The 19,880-nt window shown below is 70.4% G+C and carries 23 protein-coding genes; 10 read left to right on the top strand and 13 right to left on the bottom strand.

The annotated features are described in order from the left end of the window. Nucleotides 1–144 precede the first annotated feature (144 nt). The 6 genes from ACFWN2_RS13360 to ACFWN2_RS13385 all read right to left on the bottom strand — a co-directional run bounded on the left by ACFWN2_RS13360 (nt 145) and on the right by ACFWN2_RS13385 (nt 3,805). A complete protein-coding gene (locus ACFWN2_RS13360; protein WP_382427308.1) occupies nt 145–591 on the bottom strand; it encodes a hypothetical protein in 447 nt (148 codons plus the stop codon). Further along, on the bottom strand, nt 588–1,088 hold the full coding sequence (locus ACFWN2_RS13365) for a hypothetical protein (RefSeq protein ID WP_382427310.1): 501 nt from the start codon (nt 1,086–1,088) through the stop codon (nt 588–590). Before ACFWN2_RS13365 ends, ACFWN2_RS13360 begins: the two co-directional genes overlap by 4 nt. After that, nucleotides 1,081–1,581: a hypothetical protein gene (locus tag ACFWN2_RS13370; protein WP_382427311.1), complete on the bottom strand. Its 501-nt coding sequence runs from the start codon at nt 1,579–1,581 to the stop codon at nt 1,081–1,083. Before ACFWN2_RS13370 ends, ACFWN2_RS13365 begins: the two co-directional genes overlap by 8 nt. Next, a complete protein-coding gene (locus ACFWN2_RS13375; protein WP_382427313.1) occupies nt 1,578–1,901 on the bottom strand; it encodes a WXG100 family type VII secretion target in 324 nt (107 codons plus the stop codon). The genes ACFWN2_RS13370 and ACFWN2_RS13375 overlap by 4 nt, the downstream gene beginning before the upstream one ends. A gap of 12 nt (nt 1,902–1,913) precedes the next feature. Further along, on the bottom strand, nt 1,914–2,747 hold the full coding sequence (locus ACFWN2_RS13380; RefSeq protein ID WP_382427314.1) for a hypothetical protein: 834 nt from the start codon (nt 2,745–2,747) through the stop codon (nt 1,914–1,916). A gap of 137 nt (nt 2,748–2,884) precedes the next feature. After that, the gene (locus tag ACFWN2_RS13385; RefSeq protein WP_382427315.1) at nt 2,885–3,805 is read right to left on the bottom strand and encodes a MerR family transcriptional regulator; all 921 of its coding nucleotides are present in this window, start codon (nt 3,803–3,805) and stop codon (nt 2,885–2,887) included. 89 nt (nt 3,806–3,894) lie between these two features. On the opposite strand from ACFWN2_RS13385, the gene ACFWN2_RS13390 reads away from it, so the two are divergent. Further along, nucleotides 3,895–4,824, top strand: a complete 930-nt coding sequence (locus tag ACFWN2_RS13390; RefSeq protein WP_382427316.1) for an RNA polymerase sigma factor — start codon at nt 3,895–3,897, stop codon at nt 4,822–4,824. A 126-nt stretch (nt 4,825–4,950) separates the two neighbouring features. Then, nucleotides 4,951–5,865, top strand: a complete 915-nt coding sequence (locus ACFWN2_RS13395) for an alpha/beta hydrolase (RefSeq protein ID WP_382427317.1) — start codon at nt 4,951–4,953, stop codon at nt 5,863–5,865. 25 nt (nt 5,866–5,890) lie between these two features. Here the strand turns inward: ACFWN2_RS13395 and ACFWN2_RS13400 are convergent, their stop codons facing one another. After that, nucleotides 5,891–6,577: a TetR/AcrR family transcriptional regulator gene (locus ACFWN2_RS13400; RefSeq protein WP_382427319.1), complete on the bottom strand. Its 687-nt coding sequence runs from the start codon at nt 6,575–6,577 to the stop codon at nt 5,891–5,893. Nucleotides 6,578–6,689: 112 nt separating this feature from the next. Between ACFWN2_RS13400 and ACFWN2_RS13405 the strand changes: the two genes are divergently transcribed. Genes ACFWN2_RS13405 through ACFWN2_RS13415 form a run of 3 tightly spaced genes read left to right on the top strand, consistent with a single transcriptional unit; the run spans nt 6,690 to nt 10,425 of the window. Continuing rightward, on the top strand, nt 6,690–7,280 hold the full coding sequence (locus tag ACFWN2_RS13405) for a (2Fe-2S)-binding protein (protein WP_382427321.1): 591 nt from the start codon (nt 6,690–6,692) through the stop codon (nt 7,278–7,280). Beyond that, entirely contained in the window at nt 7,277–8,260 is a 984-nt protein-coding gene (locus ACFWN2_RS13410; protein ID WP_382427323.1) for an FAD binding domain-containing protein, read from the top strand. The genes ACFWN2_RS13405 and ACFWN2_RS13410 overlap by 4 nt, the downstream gene beginning before the upstream one ends. Further along, complete coding sequence (locus tag ACFWN2_RS13415; RefSeq protein WP_382427324.1) at nt 8,257–10,425, top strand: xanthine dehydrogenase family protein molybdopterin-binding subunit; 2,169 nt, start codon at nt 8,257–8,259, stop codon at nt 10,423–10,425. Before ACFWN2_RS13410 ends, ACFWN2_RS13415 begins: the two co-directional genes overlap by 4 nt. Before the next feature lie 7 nt (nt 10,426–10,432). Here the strand turns inward: ACFWN2_RS13415 and ACFWN2_RS13420 are convergent, their stop codons facing one another. The 4 genes from ACFWN2_RS13420 to ACFWN2_RS13435 form a co-directional block, all read right to left on the bottom strand. Next, nucleotides 10,433–11,569, bottom strand: a complete 1,137-nt coding sequence (locus ACFWN2_RS13420; RefSeq protein WP_382427326.1) for a 4-hydroxybenzoate 3-monooxygenase — start codon at nt 11,567–11,569, stop codon at nt 10,433–10,435. A gap of 79 nt (nt 11,570–11,648) precedes the next feature. Continuing rightward, nucleotides 11,649–12,404: a helix-turn-helix domain-containing protein gene (locus ACFWN2_RS13425; protein WP_382427327.1), complete on the bottom strand. Its 756-nt coding sequence runs from the start codon at nt 12,402–12,404 to the stop codon at nt 11,649–11,651. Nucleotides 12,405–12,415: 11 nt separating this feature from the next. Beyond that, the gene (locus tag ACFWN2_RS13430; protein ID WP_382427329.1) at nt 12,416–13,111 is read right to left on the bottom strand and encodes a glutamine amidotransferase; all 696 of its coding nucleotides are present in this window, start codon (nt 13,109–13,111) and stop codon (nt 12,416–12,418) included. Then, nucleotides 13,108–13,875, bottom strand: a complete 768-nt coding sequence (locus ACFWN2_RS13435; RefSeq protein WP_382427330.1) for an SDR family NAD(P)-dependent oxidoreductase — start codon at nt 13,873–13,875, stop codon at nt 13,108–13,110. The genes ACFWN2_RS13430 and ACFWN2_RS13435 overlap by 4 nt, the downstream gene beginning before the upstream one ends. Before the next feature lie 110 nt (nt 13,876–13,985). Between ACFWN2_RS13435 and ACFWN2_RS13440 the strand changes: the two genes are divergently transcribed. Beyond that, a complete protein-coding gene (locus ACFWN2_RS13440) occupies nt 13,986–14,522 on the top strand; it encodes a helix-turn-helix domain-containing protein (protein WP_382427332.1) in 537 nt (178 codons plus the stop codon). Nucleotide 14,523: 1 nt separating this feature from the next. On the opposite strand, the gene ACFWN2_RS13445 is transcribed toward ACFWN2_RS13440, so the two are convergent. Then, on the bottom strand, nt 14,524–15,684 hold the full coding sequence (locus ACFWN2_RS13445; RefSeq protein ID WP_382427334.1) for an MFS transporter: 1,161 nt from the start codon (nt 15,682–15,684) through the stop codon (nt 14,524–14,526). A gap of 122 nt (nt 15,685–15,806) precedes the next feature. Here ACFWN2_RS13445 and ACFWN2_RS13450 point away from each other — a divergent pair, with 122 nt between their 5' ends. The 3 genes from ACFWN2_RS13450 to ACFWN2_RS13460 are packed head-to-tail and all read left to right on the top strand — an operon-like array spanning nt 15,807 to nt 17,076. Continuing rightward, nucleotides 15,807–16,112, top strand: coding sequence for an ArsR/SmtB family transcription factor (locus tag ACFWN2_RS13450; RefSeq protein ID WP_382427336.1), 306 nt, complete (start codon nt 15,807–15,809; stop codon nt 16,110–16,112). Further along, nucleotides 16,109–16,495, top strand: coding sequence for a VOC family protein (locus ACFWN2_RS13455; RefSeq protein ID WP_382427338.1), 387 nt, complete (start codon nt 16,109–16,111; stop codon nt 16,493–16,495). The genes ACFWN2_RS13450 and ACFWN2_RS13455 overlap by 4 nt, the downstream gene beginning before the upstream one ends. A gap of 41 nt (nt 16,496–16,536) precedes the next feature. Beyond that, nucleotides 16,537–17,076: a hypothetical protein gene (locus ACFWN2_RS13460; RefSeq protein WP_382427339.1), complete on the top strand. Its 540-nt coding sequence runs from the start codon at nt 16,537–16,539 to the stop codon at nt 17,074–17,076. Here ACFWN2_RS13460 and ACFWN2_RS13465 read toward each other — a convergent pair. Further along, a complete protein-coding gene (locus ACFWN2_RS13465) occupies nt 17,045–18,064 on the bottom strand; it encodes a LacI family DNA-binding transcriptional regulator (RefSeq protein ID WP_382427341.1) in 1,020 nt (339 codons plus the stop codon). The two genes, ACFWN2_RS13460 and ACFWN2_RS13465, sit on opposite strands and share 32 nt — an antisense overlap. A gap of 146 nt (nt 18,065–18,210) precedes the next feature. On the opposite strand from ACFWN2_RS13465, the gene ACFWN2_RS13470 reads away from it, so the two are divergent. After that, on the top strand, nt 18,211–19,875 hold the full coding sequence (locus ACFWN2_RS13470) for a glycoside hydrolase family 13 protein (protein WP_382427343.1): 1,665 nt from the start codon (nt 18,211–18,213) through the stop codon (nt 19,873–19,875). Nucleotides 19,876–19,880 lie beyond the last annotated feature (5 nt).

The raw sequence follows: 19,880 nt of genomic DNA on the forward strand, positions 1-19,880 counted from the left end.
GTGTTTTTTTTTGTGTTTTTTTTTCTTTTCTCTTCTCCTTGTACTGTGCTGGGGGGGGGGGGGGGGGCCTAACCGACTCTCATCCCCAGTTGGGGGGGGCCCCCCCGGGGGGGGGGGGGGGGCCCGCGTTCGTGAACCCAGTGCCTAGACCGGTTCGAGCAGCGCGGAGATCCGGGCGACCCGGCCGTTCGCGCCGAACTCGAAGTGCAGGTAGCGGTTGTTGACCTCGTAGCGGTCGAAGCTCGGGCCGCTGCGTTCCGGACTGCCCAGGAACGCCGTGACCTCGTCGCGGGTGGCGGTGGCGGAGAGCCCCTGCACCAGCTCGGCGGGACGCGGGTACTCGCCGTAGGTGTCGTCCTCGGGATCCGGCTGGGTCCGCACCATCGCCGAGGCCAGGACGTCGTCCTCGAAGAGCAGCTCCGTGCCGGCCTCCTTGAAGACGAAGTACGTGGACTTCTCGCCGTCGAAGTCGTACTCGCTGACCTCCATGGCGGGGCCGACCAGGACGATCGCGTCGAGGATGCGGCTGTCGCCCTGGCGGTGGCCCAGCACGTCCAGCAGCACGGTGATCTCTCCGGAAACCGTGGTCATATGCCCTTCTTCCGATTCTCGGCTTTGATCTTGTCCAGGGCCGCGTCGACGTCCTTGGCCGAGTAGCCGTGAGCGAGGAGGTTCTTGCGGGTCGTAGCGTAGTCCCTGTTCGCGGCCTTGCTGAGGTCCGCCGCGTCGTCCTCGATCTGCTTCTTCGTGTTCTTGCCGCGGAACGTGTCGCTCTTGGCGTGGACGTCCTTCGGGACCTCGATGGCGTTCGCCTTGTTGTGCAGGGCGTCGGCCTCCTGCTTCGTCAGCTTGCGGCCGAGCCGCTTCTCCTCCGCGCGCTTGAGCGCGGCCGACGACGGGATGTGGTCGTGCTCCAGGTTGTCGCCGACCTTCTCGCGCTTCTTGAGGTTGGCGTACGAGTCGACGTCGAGCGCCTTGACGTCGTTGCCGGCCGGGCGCTTCGCCGTGCGCAGCTTCGTGCCGATGGGGTTGAAGACCCCGGCGTTGGTGATGGTCCTGTTCGCCTTGGGCTTCTTGACCTTAGGCATTGAGCACCTGGCTGATGGCGAGGTTGATCGCCTGGTCGAGGAGGATCGAGGTGATCTCCTTGAAGATGGGGATCTCCAGCAGCGAGAGGCCGAACGTCGGCACCGCCGTGGCGATGGCCTGGGCGATCTGGACGGCCAGCATGGCCAGCTGCACGACGACGGCGATCTTGAGCGCGACCACGACGCCCGCGCAGACGTACAGGCCGGCGCCGATCAGCGACGAGGCGGTGGCACCGTCCTCGAGGTTCTTCTTCGGCGCCTCCTCGTCGGTCCAGAACGCCTTGAAGCCGTCGATGGCCTCGCCCCTGTTCCCGCTCAGCACCTGCTGAGCGTGACCCTCCGCGGCGGCCGCGGCGGGGCCGAGCCGGTCGGCGAAATCGGACCAGAGCCCGCCGAGGTCGAAGAGCTTGCCCTCGTCGCTCTCCGGCCAGTTGAAGCCCAGGGTGTTGAGCAGCCCGGACAGCTCCGGGGGCAGCATCATGCCGGTGGTCATGCCTGTTCTCCCAACAGCTGCTGGAACGTGCCCTGGTTGGCGGTCTCGACGGCCGAGTAGTCGTCGGCCATGCCCTGCAGGTTGTGGCCGATCTCCGCGAGACCGTCGGCGTTGTCCTCGAACGACTCGAACGCGGCCTCGGAGACGATCTGGTAGATCGTGCCCAGCGCCGAGCCGAGCTCGTCCCCGCCGAACGCGCCGGTCAGCGCCTCGACCTGGCTGCGGAACGCGGCGATGTCACTCGTCAGGGAATCGCCGGTCCCCAGGATCTCCTTCGCGGATCCGCCGATCATCTCGGCGGACACTTCCATCCCGGACATCGTTGTCACTCCCTAGTCGACGGTGCGCATGATCGAGGTGAGGTTCGTCGTGTAGGCGCGCAGGTGCTGCATGCTCTGCTCGCGGACCTTTTCGGCCTGTTCGCTGACCGCCTGCAACGCGGCGACGTCCAGCGCCGGCCTGTCCGCCGCGCCGGACAGGCGTTCCCACTCGTCGATCGCGGTGTTGACCGCCTGGATCACCGCCTGCGTGAGCTGCGCGAGCGGGTACTGCAACGCGACGACCGTCAGCGTCAGGGCGTGGACCTGGCCGCCGGAGACCGCGGCGGTGATCTCGTTGTCGTCGTCGCTGCCCTCGCCGACGACCAGCGGCGCCGGGTCCGCCGACAGCGCCGCCTGCGTGGAGGCCACCACTCCCATGGCGTCCTGGAACAGGTGGTCGACGTACTGGGACGTGCTGTCACCGCGGATGCCGGTCTTCGCCATCGACGCCTCCAGCAGGACCTGGATCCGGCGCAGCGCCTCGCCACCCTGCCGGGTGAAGTCCGCGAGCTGCTGACCCAGCGCGGCGAGGTCGGGTCCCGGATCACCGGCGCCGGGCGTGTCGATCAACGACTGCTCCAGCGCGGCGTTGATGGCGTCTCTCATCGGCTGCGCCACGGCACCGGGCGGCTGCGCGACCAGTTCCGGGTGGACGTCGAGCCAGATGACCCGGCGGTCCCGCACCACGACGCTCACGCCCGGTGCCGTGGCGACCGAGTCCTCCAGCTCGTACGGCTCCGGCGCCGGCGGCGTGTACCCCGCTCTGGCCAGCGCGAGCCGATGGTGCTGCTCAGCGAGCCGGGCCTCGTGGTCCTGGCCCCCGTCCAGCGTGTCACCCTCTGTCATGAAGTACCTCCCTGATGCGGAGAGTAGCAACATGATCGCAATGTGATAACTCGAACGGCTGAATGCGCTGCGCCGAATTTCGCCATTTGATACGGAGAGTGGATGTATTCGTGATTGATTAGTTTGAACGGGTAGCTCTAGTTCTCGTTCGCCTCAGCCGTGGCTATCTGCAGAGCAGTGGCCAGCCACCGCAGGTCTTCCGTGGCGTCGGGCGCGCCAGGTCGCCCCTGAACACGGCTCACCAGCCTCCGGTACCGCTCGGCGCCCGCGTCGATCCCCGCTCGCAGCGAGACGAGCACCGCGCTGAGGTCGGCATCCCCGAACATGCCGGAGACCAGCTCCGCGGCGGCGGGGTCGTCCGGGGCGAGGCCGTTCTCCCTGGCCCGCGCGACGGTGTTCACGACCTGCCGGGCCCACCAGATGGTCGCGCCGGGCGGTGCCTTCTGGCCGGGCGTGGGCGTGTTGAGCTCCATGAACGTTCCCAGGCGGGCGCGGAAGCCGGGGTCCTGCACGAGTTCCGCCAGCTCGATCCAGGCGTCCACCTGGTCGGGCGTGGGATCTTCCGGCAGGTCGATGCTGAGGTCGCGCACCCGCTCGCGCAACCCCGGCTCGATGTTGAGGCGGCCGAACACGTCCGCCTTGAAGTCGTCGATGATCTGCGCGCGTTCGGCGGCGGAGAGCCGGGCCAACCGGTTCATCAGTGCTGTCTCCTCAAGGGTCGACTGTCGTTTCGAGACGGTGGACAGGACGGCGCGACTCACCCTGAGGGCGCGGATCTTCGCGTCGATCGCGGCCACGTGCGTGTCGGCGATCTCGGCGACGGTCGCCCCGCGTTCGAGCACCAGGCGCACGTCGTCGAGCCCCAGGCCCAGCTCCCGCAGGGTGCGGGCGAGTTCGACGCGGGCCACGCACGCGGTGTCGTAGAGCCGGTAGCCGCCCGGTGAGCGGCCGGCGGGCGCGATGACGCCCTCGTTCGACCAGAACCGCAGGGTGCGCGCGGAGATGCCCGTGCTGCGTGCGAGCCGGCCGATGGTGAGCAGGTCCGTGCGTTCGTCCATGGAACGATCCTCAACGTTGCAGCCGCTGCAAAGTCAACCGTCGCTGCCGGGTCGACCCCGAAAGTGCGGAGGTAGCCTGACATCGGCCCATGTCGATCATCGGGGGAGTGGACGGGTTGCCTGCCGACGAGGAACTGACCCGTGCCGCCCAGGCCGGGGACGTCGCCGCGCTGGGCGTGCTGCTGGCGCGGCACGAGGCCGGCATGCGGGCGGTGGCGCTGAGCGTCGTCGGGCACGGTCCCGACGCCGAGGACGCCGTGCAGGACGCGATGCTCGTCGCGCTGAGCCGCATCGGGGACCTCAGGGATCCGGCGGCCGTCGGTGCGTGGCTGCGGATGATCGTGCGCAACGGATGCCGGACGAGGTTGCGTTCGGCCGCGGTGTCGCGGCCGGTGGCGGATCCCGAACTCGTCACCGACGAGAGTCCGGAACGGATCGTCGAGAAGCACGCCATGCGGGACTGGTTGTGGCACGCGATCGGTGAGCTCGCTCCCGCGTTGCGCATGACCGTTCTGTTGCGGCACTTCAGCAGTGCGAGCACCTATGAGCAGATCGCGACTCTCTGCGGCGTTCCGGTGGGGACGGTCCGCAGCCGTCTGAACCAGGCCCGCTCCCGGCTCGGCGCGGCGTTGGCGGAGACCGCCGCCACCGCGCACGGCGACGCGGCGGCGCTGGCCGCGGCCAGTCGCCGGGAGGGGTTGGAGACGCTGGAGGCGATGCACCGGGGACAGCTCGGCCGGCTGATGGCCGAGCGGTGGGCGCCCGAGGCCATGTTGTTCGACGGGCGCGAACCGGTGGGCGGGCGGGACTTCCTGGTCCGGGGTGCCGCCTGCGACCTGGAGGCCGGTGTGCGCCAGCGGTTCGTCGACACGGTCGTGGGGCCGGACATCACGATCTGGGAGATGGACATCCTCAACCCCGCCGACGACCCCGAGCACTGCCCGCCCGCCGTGACGTGGGTGATGACGTTGCAGGACCGTCGCGTGAGCCAGTTGCGCCTGTTCCACCCCGTCGCGTGAGCCGGTCGAGCCTGTTCCACCGCTCTGCGGCGAAGTAGTGGCGGCCGTCACATCGATCGGATCGAACTTTCGCCTCGTCTCCGCGCCTTGCCGGTGTCATCAACACCAGTTCGGACGGAGAGCACTGTGAACACCCGAGTACGCGGCCCGCTGGCCGCAGGCACCCACACCGTCGAGATCGGCGGTGTGGTGCAGAGCTACCACGTGCACGGCGCCGGGCCGGTCTGCCTGGCGCACCCCGGTGGTCCGGGCGTGTTCTGGGAGTACCTGCGCATGCCCGCGCTGGAGAGCCGCCTGACGATGGTCTACGTGGAGCCGCTGGGCACGGGCGGGTCCGGCCGTCTCGGCTCGCACCCCAACGGCTACACCCGCGACCGCTACTCCGAGGCTCTCGTCGGGCTCCTCGACCACCTCGGGGTGCGGTCGGCGTTCCTGATCGGGCACTCCCACGGCGGTTTCGTCGCGCAGCACTTCGCGTTGCGGCACCCGGAACGCGTGGCGGGCGTCGTCCTGTACGAGAGCGCGCCGCTGACCGGGCCGGACCACGTCGCCGAGGCGATGGCGCAGGTAGAGGTCTTCGCCGGCAGGAACGCGGACAACCCCGAGTTGCCGGCGGTGCTCGGCGCGCTGCAGGCGACCGGGTCCATCTCCACCGACGAGGAGATGGTCGACGCCCTGCGCGGCCTGCTTCCGGCCTACCTCGCGGACTACTGGGGCAGGCAGGAGGAGTTCGCCCCGCTGCGGGCGGCCATCAGCGGCACGCACCTCTCGGGCCTCGACGAGCACCTCGAACCCGACGTCATCAACGACCGCGAGGTGCTCGGCTCCCTGGCGGTGCCGGCGCTGGTGGTCGTCGGGCGGTACGACGTCGTGTGCGGCGTCCGGTGGGCGGAGGAGTTGCACGAGCTGATCCCGGACTCGCGGCTCGTCGTCCTGGAGCACAGCGGGCACCTCGGCCACGTCGAGGAGCCTGCCGCGTTCGCTGACGCCGTGCTCGACTTCGCCGAACTGAAGCAGGACTTCTCGTCCGATCGTTCCTGACAGGACCGACCCGCCTGACGTGACGTCACGTCAGGCGGGTCAGCAACTCCGTCAGCAGCAGGCGCTCGCCCGGTGACAGGTCCAGGTCGCTCCGGCCGGCCAGGGTCGCCAGCAACGTGCCCGCCTGGGTCGCCAGGACCTTCTCCGCATCGCTGTCGGCGTCCTGCCCGGTGATGATCGCGGCGAAGATGGCGTCGCGGACCCGGTCCGACAGGCCGCGGTGGGCGGGGTTCGCGGGGTCGGACAGGAGTGTCAACGTCGTGCCCACGCACGCGGAGTGGATGAACGGAACGGCTTCGTCCGGCGTCGTGGACAGGCGTCCCTCCTGCGCGAGCCGGACCAGCATCGCGTGGAGCACCTTCAAACCCTGCTGCGCCGACGCGTGGGTGCGGCTGCTGGTGGGGCCGTACATGAGCTGGTACGAGGCTGGGTTCGTCAGGCCGAACTCCACGTGCCGGTCCCAGCCCGCCCGCAGGTCGTCCAGTGCGTCCGCCGACGCCCCGAGACCCTGCTTCGTGGCGAGGTAGCGCTCGAACCCCTGTGCGGCAACGGCTTCGAGCAGGCCCTGCCTGTCCCCGAAGTGGTGGTACACGGTCGGCGCCGTGACCCCGGCGGCCTGGCACACGTCGCGGATCGACACCGCCGCGGCGCCGACCTCGCTCAGCAGCGTCGCCGTGACTTCCAGGATCTGCTCTCGCGTTGACGACGCCATATAACGAGGTTACAGCATCGACCTTGAAGGCGTTACAGACCCGCGCTACGCTATCGGTGTTAGCGGAAGTCATATAACGCTGATACACCCCGGTCGAACCTGAGGAGAAGCGGTGTCCGACTCATCTCCACCCGCGGTCCACACGCGCCGAACCGTGCTGAAGTCCACGGCCGCGGCTGCTGCCGGCAGCGCTCTCGTGTCGTCCAGAGCGCTCGCGGACCCGCCCGTGTCCGAGGCGGGCGAGATCACCCTGATGGTCAACGGGCGGCGGCACACGGTGGTGGTCGAGCCGAGAGTCACGCTGCTGGACGCACTGCGCGAGCGCTTGGACCTGACGGGCACGAAGAAGGGCTGCGATCGCGGGGAGTGCGGCGCGTGCACGGTTCTCATCGATGGTGAACGGATCAAGTCGTGCCTGACGCTGGCGGTCATGCGTCAGAACTGCGCCATCACGACGGTCGAGGGCCTTGCGGACGGCGACCGGCTGCACCCGGTGCAGGAGGCGTTCATCCGCCGTGACGCGTTCCAGTGCGGTGGCTGCACACCGGGGCAGGTCATGTCCGCGGTCGCCTGCATCCAGGAGGGCCACACCGGTTCGGAGGAGGAGATCCGGCAGTGGATGAGCGGCAACATCTGCCGGTGCGCCTGCTACCAGAACATCGTCGCCGCCGTGGCCGACGCGGCGAAGGAGGTGCGGAGGTGAGGTCCTTCAGCTACGTCGTCGCGCGGGATCCGGACGACGCCGTCCGCGAGGCCCGTCAGACGTCCGGGGCGTCCTTCATCGCGGGTGGTACCGACCTGTTGAACCTGATGAAGGACGGTGTGCAGCAGCCCCCGCGCCTGATCGACGTGAACGGGCTCGGGCTGGCCGGAATCACGGAGTCCTCGACCGGTCTGCGCATCGGCGGGCTGGCCAGGATGAGGCACGTCGCGGAACATCCGGCGGTCCGGAACCGGTTCCCGGTGCTCGCCGAGGCGCTGCTGGCGTCCGCGTCACCCCAGGTCCGCAACATGGCCGCGATCGGCGGAAACCTGTTGCAACGCAACAGGTGCGGCTACTTCCGCGACACCGTTGCCGTCTGCAACAAGCGCGTTCCCGGCAGCGGGTGCTCCGCGCTGGAAGGGTGGAACCGCGGCCACGCGGTGCTGGGAGGCAGCGAGAGCTGCATCGCCACGCACCCCTCCGACCTCGCGGTGGCGCTGACCGCGCTCGACGCCACCGTGCACGTGCTCGGGCCCGATGGCGTGCGACGGATTCCGATCGGTGAGTTCTACCGCCGTCCCGGAAGCACGCCCCACGTCGAGACGGCCCTGCGACCCGCCGAACTGATCACCGCCGTCGAGGTGCCCCGGCACCCGGTCGCGGCGAGGTCGCGGTACCTCAAGCTGCGCGACCGCGCCACGTTCGAGTTCGCCGTGGTCTCCGTCGCGGCCGCCGTGGACCTTCGCGGACGCTTCGTGCGGGACATCAGGCTGGCGTTCGGTGGGATCGCGACCACGCCGTGGCGTTCCGCCGAGGCGGAAGCGGAACTGCGGGGCAAGGAGCTGACGGTGGCGAGGATCGAGCAGGCGGGCCGTGCGCTCGTGCGCGACGCGAAACCCAGGCCTGACAACGAGTTCAAGGTCGAGCTGGTGCAGCGGGCGCTCGCCGAGCTGCTGAGTGATCTCGGGGGAGTGCGATGACGAGCCTGGTGGGACGTCCCGTCGCGCGGGTGGACGGCCGCGCGAAGGTCACGGGTGCCGCCCGGTACGCGGCGGACAACCCGGTTCCCGGTGCCCTGCACGGGTTCCTGGTCACCAGCGAGGTGGCCAAGGGTGAGCTCACGGGCATCGACACGGCCGCTGCCCTGGCGCATCCCGGTGTCGTCGCGGTGCTGACGCACCAGGACCTGCCGAGGCTGACCATGCCGGCGTTCCCCTACCTCAAGGGGTTCATCCCCATGCAGGGCACCACGATCCACCACGCCGGCCAGCCGGTGGCGGTCGTGGTCGCGGAGACCGTCGAGCAGGCGCACGAGGCGGCCCGGCTCGTCGCCGTCCGGTACCGCGCCGAACGGCCGCGGGCGGTGCTCGACGACGCGAGCGGTCCGCCCTACCTCCCACCACCCTTTCGCAACCGCCCCAACGAGATCGTGCGCGGCGACGCCCAAGCCGCGCTGGCGCAGGCCGAGGTTCGCGTGGAAGCGCGCTACTCCAGTGCCACCCGCCACCACAACCCGATCGAACCGCATGCGACCACGGCGCTCTGGGACGGCGACAGGTTGACGTTGCACGAGACGGCACAGGGCGTGAACGTCACGCAGGCGACGGTCGCCGCCGCGTTCGGCCTGCCTCCGGCGAACGTGCGCGTAGTGGCCCCGTACCTGGGCGGTGGCTTCGGGGCGAAGGGGCCCGTCTGGCCGCACACCCTCATCAACGCCGCGGCGGCCCGGGTCCTGGGCCGTCCGATCAGGCTGGTGCTCAGCCGGGCCCAGATGTACACGCTGACGGGCCACCGGTCGGAGTTCCGCCAGCACGTCCGGATCGGCGCGACCCGAGCGGGCAAGCTGACGGCGCTCCTCAACACCTCGACGGCGCAGCTGAGCGCCACGGAGGAGTCGATCTTCAACAGCAGCGAGTCGACGAGGTTCCTCTACGACTGCCCGAACGTGCTCGTGCGGCAGGAAGGTGTGCGTCTCGACGTCGCCACCTCCAGCTACATGCGCTCGCCCGAGACGACCGCCCACTTCGGACTGGAGACCGGCCTCGACGAGCTCAGCTGGGAGCTCGGCCTGGACCCGCTGGAACTGCGCAGGCGCAACCACACCGAGGTCAACCAGGAGACCGGTCAGCGGTACGGCAGCAAGCACCTCCTCCAGTGCTACGACATGGCTTCGAAGGAGTTCGGCTGGTCGCGGCGCAAACCGAAGCCGGGCATGACGAGGGACGGGTCCGAGTACGTCGGCTGGGGCATGGCGAGCGAGATGCACACGTTCGGCGCCATGCCGTCCACCGCCTCGGTGACGGTCGGTCTGGACGGCAAGGCCGTGCTGCGGATCGCCACGCAGGACATCGGCACGGGCACCTACACGATCATCAGCCAGATCGTCGCCGACGCCACGGGTCTTCCCCTCGACGACGTCCGGGCGACCATCGGTGACACCGTCCTGCCCGCCGCCGGCCTGTCCGCCGCGTCGGCCACGATCGCGAGCGTCAGCGGTCCCGTCGATCGAGCGGCCAGGGCCGCACGGGACGCGGTGGTCGCACTCGCCGTCGCCGACCGGCGGTCACCGTTGTTCGGGGTGCCGGCCGGCGAGGTCGAGACCAGGCACGGCCTGCTGGTCCACGGCCAGGAGCGCAGGGACAGCTACCGCGCCGTGGTGGGCAGGGCGGGCAAGCCGGTGGAGGGGACCGGCAGCGGCCCGAACCTCCCCGGCTTGTCCTACGGCGTCGTGTTCGCCGAGGTCCGCGTGCACGCGCGACTGGGTTCGGTCCGGGTGACGCGCGTCGTGACCGCCCACGACATCGGCAGGGTCATGAACCGCCGCACCGCACGTGGTCAGGTCCTCGGCGGCGTCACGTGGGGAATCGGCTACGCGTTGATGGAACACACCGTGTACGACCGCAACACCGGCCGGGTGGTCAACCCGAACCTGTCGACCTACCTCGTGCCGGTGTGCGCGGACGCGCCTCCCCGGCTGGAAGCGCTGTTCGTGGACGAACCGGACCCCGGCAGCACGGCGCTGGGCGCGCGTGGTTTCGGCGAAACGCCGATCACCGGTGTGCCGGCCGCCATCGGCAACGCGATCTACCACGCCACCGGACGGCGCGTCCGGGACCTGCCCATCACGCAGGACAAGCTGCTCTGAAACGGGGTCAGGTCGTGGCGGGCTTCAGGAGCGTCTCCAGGTTGACCCTGGCGATCTGCCTGAGGAACTCGCCGCGGTAGGAGGCGTCGCCGGAGTCGTGCATGGTCTCGGTCATCCAGATCGCGGACTGCTGGCGGTTCCAGATGTGGCTCAGGCAGGTGTCCGAGTACTCGTCGAGCAGTCGTGAGTCGCCCGTGTCGACGTGCTGGACGACGGCACGGGCGAGGGTTTCGGCGTCGTGCAGGGCGAGGCTCATGCCCTCGGCGCTCATCGGGGAGATGAGGTGCGCCGCGTCGCCGAGCAGGTAGAGGTCGCCGTGGCGCAGGGGACTGAACACGACGCCGCGCAGGGGGACGATCTGCTTGGTGGTGACGGGACCTGGCGTCACGGAGCGCCCGAACCGTGCAGCGAGCTCGCTCCAGATCCGTTCGTCCGGCCACTGCTCGACGGTGTCGGTGAGCGGGCACTGGAGGTAGACGCGGCTCTTGCCGGGGCCGCGGGTGATCTGGGCGGAGAAGCCGCGGGAGTGCACCGCCATGACGGCCGCGGGGTCGGCGTGGACCTCGGCGAGGACGCTGACCCAGGCGTAGCCGAACTCGTGGGTGTCGCAGGTGAGGACGTCGGCGGGGACGGACTTCCTGCTGACGCCGTGGAACCCGTCCGCTCCGGCGACGAACTCGCAGCTGATCGACCTGACGGCGCCGGACGGGTCGGTGTACGTGACGGTGGGCTTGTCGACGTTGATCGAGACGTCGGAGGCCTCGAAGCGGAGATCACCGCCTTCGCGGAGGAAGATCGCGGTGAGGTTGGTGACGAGGACCTGCTGGGGGCAGAAGATCGCGTCGTCCCCGGTGTCGTCCTCGTCGTGCTTCCAGTACCGGGTCTCGCCGTCGATCAGCATCGGCATGTCGGACGACTCCGCGGAGTACGTGGGGGAGTCGGCGAACGCCTCGTCCAGTCCCCACTGCCGGAACATGCGCACGCCGCTCGCGTCGAGGGAGCCCGCGCGTTGCCGCTGCTCGACGTGCGCGCGGGTGCGCTTCTCCAAGACGACGCAGCTGATTCCGCTGCGCTGCAGGAAGTTGCCGAGCGCGAGACCGGCGACTCCGCCGCCGACGATGACGACGCTGGTGTGTTCGTTCATGGTTTCCACAGTGGACGTTGTGGGCGCACCGCCCCACCGGGATGCCGACAGCGGATAGCGGAAACCCGCCAACTTCGGGCTACAGGCCGGCTTGGTAGCGCCCCGGCGTCTGGCCGGTCACCGCGCTGAACGCGTCGATGAAGCTGGACGGGTTCGACCACCCGCAGGCGATCGCGGTGTCGGTGACCGATACGCCGCCGGTGAGGTGGATGACGGCGTGGTGCACCCGCAGAACGGTGCGCCAGCGGTGGAAGCTCATGCCGAGCTCGGCGTCGAACAGGCGGCTGAGCGTGCGTTCGCTCGCGCCCACCAGCCGGCCCAGCTCGGTCAGCGTCGAGGTGCGACCCGGATCGGCGTGCAGGAGTTCGGTGACGGCGCGCAGCCTGGGGTCGCGCGGTTCCGGCAGGTGCAGGGACAGCGCCGGCGTCTCGACCAGCTCGTCGATCACGACCCCGAGCAGCCGGGCGTGCGCACCCGGCCGGGACTCCGGGCGGTCGATCAGCGCCAGGACCGCCTCCCGCAGCAACGGGCTCACCGCGAACACGCTCGGGTGGGGGACGAGTGGTGCGCACAGAGCCGCCGGAACGGCCACGATGCGCACGTCGGTCCGGCCGTAGAACCGGTGCGAGTGCTCGAATCCGGGCGGCGTCCACGTGACGCGGTTCGCCGGCGCCACCCACGTGCCCCGCTCGGTCGAGGTGGCGAGCGCTCCGGAGGCGGCGTAGACCAGCTGCCCGTCGGTGTGCGAGTGGACGTCGACGTGGAAGCCGTGGTCGAGCCAGCCGCCACCGCTGGGCGCGGCGGACGGCGTGACAGAGTGGCGGGTTTCCGGCATCGACGGGCAGTTTACTGATCGTTGCGTATCGTGTGCAGCCAGCCGCGGATCACCTCCGTCGCGGCGGCGACGAGGGCGGGGCCGAGTTCGGCGGCATCGCGACGGATGTCCGCCGGGTCGATGCCCGCCGCGGAAAGCGCCTCGGCGTGGCCGATCAGCCACCGTTCGACGTCGCTCGGAGGGGTCTCCAGGTGGAACTGGAGGGCGAGGACGTTGTCGCCGTAGGTGAAGGCCTGGTTGTCGCACGCCGCCGTCGAGGCGAGGTGGGTCGCGCCGGCCGGGATGGCGAACCGGTCGTTGTGCCAGTGCAGCACGGAGACCTCCGCGAGTGGCGTGAGCACGGACTCGCGGGTGAGGGTGAGCGGTCCGTAACCGATCTCGGTGGTGCCGGACGGCGCGACGGTGGCGCCGAGCGCGCGGGCGATCAGCTGGGCGCCGAGGCAGATCCCGAGAGTGGGCAGGCCGGCGGCGATCCGTCGCCGGAGGAGGGCGATCTCCTGGTCGACCACGGGATAGCGGTGCCCGTCGTTGGCGCCGATCGGGCCTCCCAGGACGATCAGCAGGTCTGCGGCGTCGTCGAGCTCGTCGACTCCGGCGTCCAGGTAGCGGATGGCGTAGCCCTGCTCGCGCAGCAGCGGTTCGATCAGGCCCAGGTCCTCGAAGGCCAGGTGGCGGATCGCGACGCACGTCTTCTGTGGTGATGTCATCGCAGGTACGAGGCTCCGTTGAGGTCGACGACCGCGCCGGAGGACCAGGCGGCCTCAGGCGAGGCGAGGTAGATGATGGCGGAGGCGATCTCCTCCGGTGTGCCGACCCGGCCGAACGGGCTCTGGTCGCGCACGGCGTCACCCTCGGTGCCGGCGAGCTTCGCGGTCTGGCGTTCGGTGGCGACGAACCCCGGCGCGACCGACGTGACCGAGATCCGGTATGGGGCGAGCGCGACCGCGGCGGACTGCCCGAACGCGTGCAGCGCCGCTTTCGTCGCGCCGTAGGCGGGGTAGTCGGGTTCACCGCGGAACGCGCCGCGCGAGCCGACGTTGACGATGCTGCCCGGCGCGCCCCTGTCGACGAGGTGCTGCGCCACGGCCCAGGTGACGTTCACCGCCCCGAGCAGGTTCACGTCGATCATCGACCTCCACGCGGCGGTCCACCCGTCCCACGAGGCCGTGTCCAGCGGGTGGAGGTTGCCCTGGCCCGGCGCGACGGCGGCGTTGTTGACCAGCACGTCCACCTGCCCCAGCTGGTCCACCGCGTCCGCCACGAGCCCGCGGGCGGCGTCGGGGTCGGCCAGGTCGCCGCCGAACACCGCGTGTCCTGTCCCCGGGAGCCGGGCGAGGGTCTCGTCGGCGTCCTCGCGCCGGCTGCCGTAGTGGACGGCGACCCGATACCCCTTCTCCGCGAAGGCCATGGCTGTGGCGCGGCCTATTCCGCGTGACGCCCCGGTGACGAGCACGCCCCTGCGATCCGACATCGACTTCCTCCTGTGGTCCGTCCGCAGCGTATGACACAAGGTTTCCTATCGGCAACCGCGTGTCTTATCCGGTATGGTCGTCGGCGTCACGCAACGGAGAGCGGGGGCCGATGAGCACGCTGCGCATGCTGCGGCAGGAGCGGGGGTGGAGCCTCGACACGCTGGCCGAGCGGTCGGGGGCCTCGAAGTCGTACCTGTCGAAGGTCGAACGCGGCCAGAGCACGCCGTCGATCGCCGTGGCCATCAGCCTCGCCACCGCGCTGGGCGTGGACGTGGCCGAGATCTTCGGCGAGGCGGCGAGCACCGCCCACATCGAGCTGACCCGCCGCGACGACTACAGCCGGGCTTCCGCGACGCCGGGTGACGGGTCGCCCTACGTCGGCCTGGCCACTCGCATCAGTGGCAAGCACATGCTGCCGTTCGTCATCCACCCGCCCACCGAGCGGGAGAGGTGCGTCTTCAAGGAGCACGCGGGGGACGAGTTCGTCGTGGTGCAGTCCGGCAGGGTCGAGCTCAGCTTTCCCGACCGCGTCGAGCAGCTCGACGCCGGCGACACCGCCTACTTCCGCGGTGGGATCCCGCACCACTTCCGCTCGCTCGACGGACAGCGGGCGCAGGTGCTGGTCGTGATCGCCGCGCCCGGCTGAGCTACTGGACGGCCGTGCGGCGGGCCAGTGCCGACACCGCGGCGAGGGCGGCGGCGGTGGCGCACAGGACGCCGGCCGCTCCCGCGGTGAGGGCGATGGCGCCGACCGCGCTGGGGAGCACGACCTGGCCGAGCCGGTTTCCGGTAAGACGCAGGGACATCGCGCGGCCGCGCAGGCCTGGTGGCGTGGAGGTCGCGAGCCAGGCCATCGTGAGCGGCTGGCCGACGCCGAGACCCAGCCCGAGGGCGACGCACAGGCAGGCCATGGCGGCGGGCGGGAGCGGCAGGGCGAGCGCGGCCATCGACAGCGCGGACAGGATCGTCGTGCCGACCATCAGACGTCGTCGGCCCAGGCGTGCCACCAACGTGCCGAGGAAGAACCGCGACGCCATCGACGCGGCCGCGCGCAGGGTCAGCAGCAAGCCGATGAACCCCGCCGTCAGGCCGCGGTCGGTGCCGAGCGCCGGCAGGTAGACGAGCGTGATGTCGACGGCGGCGAGCACGACGCAGCTGACCAGCAGGGCCTGGGGGAGGCCGGGAAGCCGGACCAGCGTCCGCATGCCGCCCGCCTCGTTCTCGCGCGCCGCGGACGGCCTGGCTGGCATGCGCAGGAGCAGGGCGCTGAGGGTGAGCACGAGGCCGATGGCGACGGAGGCGGCGAACAGCAGGCTCGTGTCGGGGACCGCCTGTCCGCCGCCGGCCAGGATGATCAGTCCCGGCCCGACGGCCTGCCCGAGCGAGGCGGCGAAGGTGTAGTGGCCGAACGCGGTGTCGAACCTGTCCGCCGGGGCGGCGTTGGCGACGGCGGCCTGCTGCCCGACCACGCAGAGCAGGTGTCCGGTGCCGAGGACGACGATCCCGGCGGCGAGCCCGGCCGCCGTCGAGCCGGCGAACAGCAGCACCACGGCGGACGCGGTCATCAGCAGCCCGCCGGCGATCATCACGCGGCGTTCGCCGAACCGGTCCGTCGCCTGTCCCGACGGGACGGCGAGGAGCAGCGGGACGACCGCGAACGACGCGGCCAGCGCGCCCAGCCAGCCGCCGGGGACGTTGAGCTCGATCGCCCGGTAGGTGACGGCCGGGCGGAGCACGAAGGTGACGACCTGGGCCAGGACCGAGTGGACGAGCAGCAGGGCGAGGAGGCGTCTCGGCGTGCTGCTCAAGGGTGTCCTTTCGTTCCGGTCGTCAGGTTCGCAATGCTAAGCGTTATTGCGGTATTTCTCAAGAAGAAAGTACCGTGGCCTGACGGGCAAGTCGTGGCTTGCATGCACGCCACGACTTGCCTATGGTTCGGGGTGTGGAAGAGGACCTGTTCAAGGCGCTGGCGGATCCGAACCGCCGGCGCATCCTCGACGAGCTGACCGAGCGCGACGGGCAGACGCTGTTCGAGATCTGCGCCCGGCTGGTGTCCAAGCACGACCTGAGCCTCACCCGGCAGGCGGTCAGCCAGCACCTGGCCGTGCTGGAGACGGCCGGACTCGTCCGGTCACGCCGCGAGGGTCGCTACAAGTTCCACGACCTGAACACCGAACCGCTTGAGCACATCGTCGTCCGGTGGCTCAGGCCGAAACCCGCGGAGGACTCACCGTGAAGATCCACCTGACCAGCGTCTTCGTCGACGACCAGGACAAGGCGCTCGCCTTCTACACCGACGTCCTCGGTTTCGTGAAGAAGAACGAGGTGCCGCTCGGCGCCGACCGGTGGCTGACCGTGGTGTCGCCCGAGAACCCCGACGGCACCGAGCTGCTGCTCGAACCGGACGGTCACCCCGCGGTGAAGCCGTACAAGTCGGCGCTGGTCGAGGACGGGATCCCGGCCGCCCAGTTCGCCGTCGACGACGTCCGGGCGGAGTTCGACCGGCTCAGCGCGCTCGGCGTGAAGTTCACCCAGGAGCCGCTCACGATGGGACCGGTCACGACCGCCGTGCTGGACGACACCTGCGGCAACCTGATCCAGATCGCCCAGTACGGCTGAGCGCTGCCGGACGCCGCTGACCTCCCGGTCACGCGACCGGCGTGACCTCGGAACTGTTGCTGGACAGGGCGTCGGCGGTCGTGTCGGGCTTCGGGGACGCACTCGTCGACCGGCGGGACGTCGAGGTCCTGTGCGAGGGGCTCGACGGGGTGCCGCTGGCCCTCGAACTGGCCGCGCTGCGGTTGGACGTGCTGTCGCTGCGCGACGCCGCCGAACGGGTCGGTGACCGGTTCGAGCTGCTGGACGACCGGTTGCGCCGCTCGGTCGGCCGGAGCTGGGACCTGTGCTCCGACGCCGAGAGGTCGCTGTGGGCACTGCTGGCGGGGATCGCCGGCGAGTTCGACCTCACTGAGGCCGAACGGGCGTGCGTCCTGCACGGCATCCCTCGCGGTGACGTCGTGGACCTGCTGGCCGGGCTGGTGCACAAGTCGGTCCTCGTCGCGGACACCGGCGGCCTGCGGACCCGCTACCGGATGCTGGGAATGCTGAAGGAGTACGGACGCCTTCGTTCGGCGGAGGTCGCGCCGCGAGTGCCGCACCTGCGCGCCGTCAGCGCGGTGGTGCCGTCGAGTTTCGGGTGACGAGCCGCACGTCCAGCACCAGGGGGTCGGCCGGGCGGTCGCCGCCGTCGATGAGCGCCAGCAGGCGGTCGACGGCGTGGGTCGCCTTGCCGACGATGTCCTGGGCGATGGTGGTCAGCTTCGGCGTGATGTAGGCGCTGATGTCGAGGTCGTCGAAGCCGACCACCGACACCTGGCCGGGGACGTCGACCCCGGCTTCGAGCATGCCCTCGATGATGCCGATCGCCAGGATGTCGGCGGTGGCGAACACGGCGGTCGCGTCCGGGTGGGTGTCGAGCCAGCGCCTTCCCAGCGCGACGCCGTGGTCGTGCGTGGTGTTCAGAGTCTCTATTGGACTGTCTTTAATGGACACTCCTGCTTCTTCGAACGCCTTCTGGAAGCCCAGGAAGCGTTCGTGCACGACACCGACGTCGGTGAACGACGGGCCGGCGAAGACGATCCTGCGGTGCCCCAGGGACAGCAGGTGCTCCGCGGCCAGGCGGGCGCCGGTGAAGTCGTCGGCGCGGACGCCCGTGGTCAGCGGGTTGCCGGAGTAGCTGTCGATCGCCAGCACCGGGGTGGCGCCGGTGACCTGGCGGCGCAGGTCGGCGATCTCCTCGTCCAGGAAGCCCAGCAGCACCGCGCCGTCGAGGCTCCACGAACGCAGCGCCTCGCCGATCTCCGAGGTGTCGGCGACACCGCGCAGCAGCAGGTGGTAGCCGCGTTTGCGGAGCCTGCGCTCTATCTGGCCGATGATCGCGATGTTGTGCGGGCTGATCGCCAGGCTGTCCTCGCTCGCCGCGGGCACCAGCAGCCCGACGAGTCGTGACTGGTTGGCCGCGAGGCTGCGGGCCGACGCGCTGGGCACGTAGCCGCGTTCGTCGATGATCCGGCGCACGCGCTCGATGGTCTCGGTCGAGACCCGCGCGCTCTTGCCGTTGATCACGTTCGACACGGTCATCACGCTGACGCCCGCCGCCTCCGCGATGTCCTTCAAGGTGACCCGCAAGAGCTGCCCCTCCGAATTCCGTCGTTGACACCTTCCGTGCCGGAGGCTAGCTTTCCACACCACGCAGATATAGCGCTACACCTAATCTGATCAGCGATGATCGGCAAGTTGTCGCGCGTCTGGACTCAAAAGAGGGGAGCAACGTCGTGACGACGGACCTGCCACCGCCCTGGTGGCGTGGCGCGGTGATCTACCAGATCTACCCGCGCAGCTTCGCCGACGCGGGCGGCGACGGGACCGGCGACCTCGCCGGCGTGCGCGCCCGGCTGGGCCACCTGCGCGACCTGGGCGTGGACGCCATCTGGTTCACGCCCTGGTACCTCTCGCCGATGGCCGACGGCGGCTACGACGTGGCCGACTACCGCGCCATCGACCCCGCCTTCGGCACACTGGCCGACGCCGAGGCGCTCATCGCCGACGCCGCCGCGCTGGGCATCCGCACGATCGTGGACGTGGTCCCGAACCACGTCTCCAGCGACCACGTGTGGTTCCAGGAGGCGCTGGCCGCCGGCCCGGGATCGCCCGAGCGCGAGCGGTTCTGGTTCCGCGAAGGGCTGGGGGAGAAGGGCGAGGTGCCGCCGACGAACTGGCGGTCGAGCTTCGCGGGCGGCACCTGGACCCGCGTCCCCGACGGCCAGTGGTACCTGCACCTGTTCGCGCCCGAGCAGCCCGACCTGAACTGGAACCACCCCGACGTGCGGCGCGAGCACGAGGACGTCCTGCGGTTCTGGTTCGACCGCGGCGTGGCGGGCATTCGCGTCGACTCGGCGTCCATGCCGGTCAAGGACCCCGCGCTGCCCGAGGTGCCGGAGACCTACGCCGCGGGTGAGCACCCGTTCATCGACCGCGACGAACTGCACGACATCTACCGCGGCTGGCGCGCGGTGGCCGACTCCTACGACGAGCCCCGCGTGCTGGTGGGCGAGGTGTGGCTGGACGACCAGAAGCGGTTCGCCCGCTACCTGCGCCCCGACGAGATGCACTCGGCGTTCAACTTCGACTTCATGGGCCGCCCCTGGGACGCCAAGGAACTCCGCGACTCGATCGCGTCCACTTTGGACGCCCACGCCCCGGTGGGTGCCCCCGCGACGTGGGTGCTGTCCAACCACGACGTGACCCGCCCGGTGACCCGCTACGGCCGTGCCTCGACGTCGTTCTCGTTCCTGGCCAAGCGGTTCGGCGAGCCGACCGACCTGGAGCTGGGGGAACGGCGGGCGCGGGCGGCGGCGTTGCTGACGGCCGCGTTGCCCGGTGCCCTGTACCTGTACCAGGGCGACGAGCTGGGGTTGCCCGAGGTCGAGGACCTGCCGCTGGAGGTGCTGCAGGACCCGATGCACTTCCGGTCCGAGGGCGTCGACCCCGGACGTGACGGGTGCCGCGTGCCGCTGCCGTGGACGCGGGGCGGGCGCTCGTACGGCTTCGGCCCCGAGGACGGGGAACCGACGTGGCTGCCGCAGCCCGCCGGGTGGGGTGAGCTGTCGGTGGAGGCGCAGCAGGAGGACGCGGGGTCGATGCTCGCGCTGTACCGGGCCGCGCTCGGGCTGCGCCGTGCCGAGGCCGGGCTGCGCGGAGAGTCGTTCGAATGGGTCGACCTGGGGCCCGACGCGATCGCGTTCCGCCGGGACGACGTGGTGTGCGTGGTGAACTTCGGGCCGGACCCGCTGTCGCTGCCGCCGCACCAGGAGGTGCTGTTGACCAGTGCCCCGCTCACACCGCCGGCGGAGGCGTCGTTGACCAGCGCCCAGCCTGCCGCCGACCCGCTCGCCGGGACCCGCCTGCCCACCGACGCCGCCGCGTGGCTGCGCGCGTAGTTCCC

It is taken from the genome of Lentzea sp. NPDC058436 (genome assembly GCF_042721515.1).
Lineage (GTDB): Bacteria > Actinomycetota > Actinomycetes > Mycobacteriales > Pseudonocardiaceae > Lentzea.

Coding starts and splice junctions, on each gene's coding strand:
- ACFWN2_RS13365 (WP_382427310.1), bottom strand. CDS start 1,088: ATGCCTAAGGTCAAGAAGCCCAAGGCGAACAGGACCATCACCAACGCC.
- ACFWN2_RS13415 (WP_382427324.1), top strand. CDS start 8,257: ATGACGAGCCTGGTGGGACGTCCCGTCGCGCGGGTGGACGGCCGCGCG.
- ACFWN2_RS13435 (WP_382427330.1), bottom strand. CDS start 13,875: ATGTCGGATCGCAGGGGCGTGCTCGTCACCGGGGCGTCACGCGGAATA.
- ACFWN2_RS13385 (WP_382427315.1), bottom strand. CDS start 3,805: ATGGACGAACGCACGGACCTGCTCACCATCGGCCGGCTCGCACGCAGC.
- ACFWN2_RS13430 (WP_382427329.1), bottom strand. CDS start 13,111: ATGACATCACCACAGAAGACGTGCGTCGCGATCCGCCACCTGGCCTTC.
- ACFWN2_RS13360 (WP_382427308.1), bottom strand. CDS start 591: ATGACCACGGTTTCCGGAGAGATCACCGTGCTGCTGGACGTGCTGGGC.
- ACFWN2_RS13375 (WP_382427313.1), bottom strand. CDS start 1,901: ATGTCCGGGATGGAAGTGTCCGCCGAGATGATCGGCGGATCCGCGAAG.
- ACFWN2_RS13425 (WP_382427327.1), bottom strand. CDS start 12,404: ATGCCGGAAACCCGCCACTCTGTCACGCCGTCCGCCGCGCCCAGCGGT.
- ACFWN2_RS13390 (WP_382427316.1), top strand. CDS start 3,895: ATGTCGATCATCGGGGGAGTGGACGGGTTGCCTGCCGACGAGGAACTG.
- ACFWN2_RS13440 (WP_382427332.1), top strand. CDS start 13,986: ATGAGCACGCTGCGCATGCTGCGGCAGGAGCGGGGGTGGAGCCTCGAC.
- ACFWN2_RS13420 (WP_382427326.1), bottom strand. CDS start 11,569: ATGAACGAACACACCAGCGTCGTCATCGTCGGCGGCGGAGTCGCCGGT.
- ACFWN2_RS13450 (WP_382427336.1), top strand. CDS start 15,807: ATGGTTCGGGGTGTGGAAGAGGACCTGTTCAAGGCGCTGGCGGATCCG.
- ACFWN2_RS13380 (WP_382427314.1), bottom strand. CDS start 2,747: ATGACAGAGGGTGACACGCTGGACGGGGGCCAGGACCACGAGGCCCGG.
- ACFWN2_RS13370 (WP_382427311.1), bottom strand. CDS start 1,581: ATGACCACCGGCATGATGCTGCCCCCGGAGCTGTCCGGGCTGCTCAAC.
- ACFWN2_RS13400 (WP_382427319.1), bottom strand. CDS start 6,577: ATGGCGTCGTCAACGCGAGAGCAGATCCTGGAAGTCACGGCGACGCTG.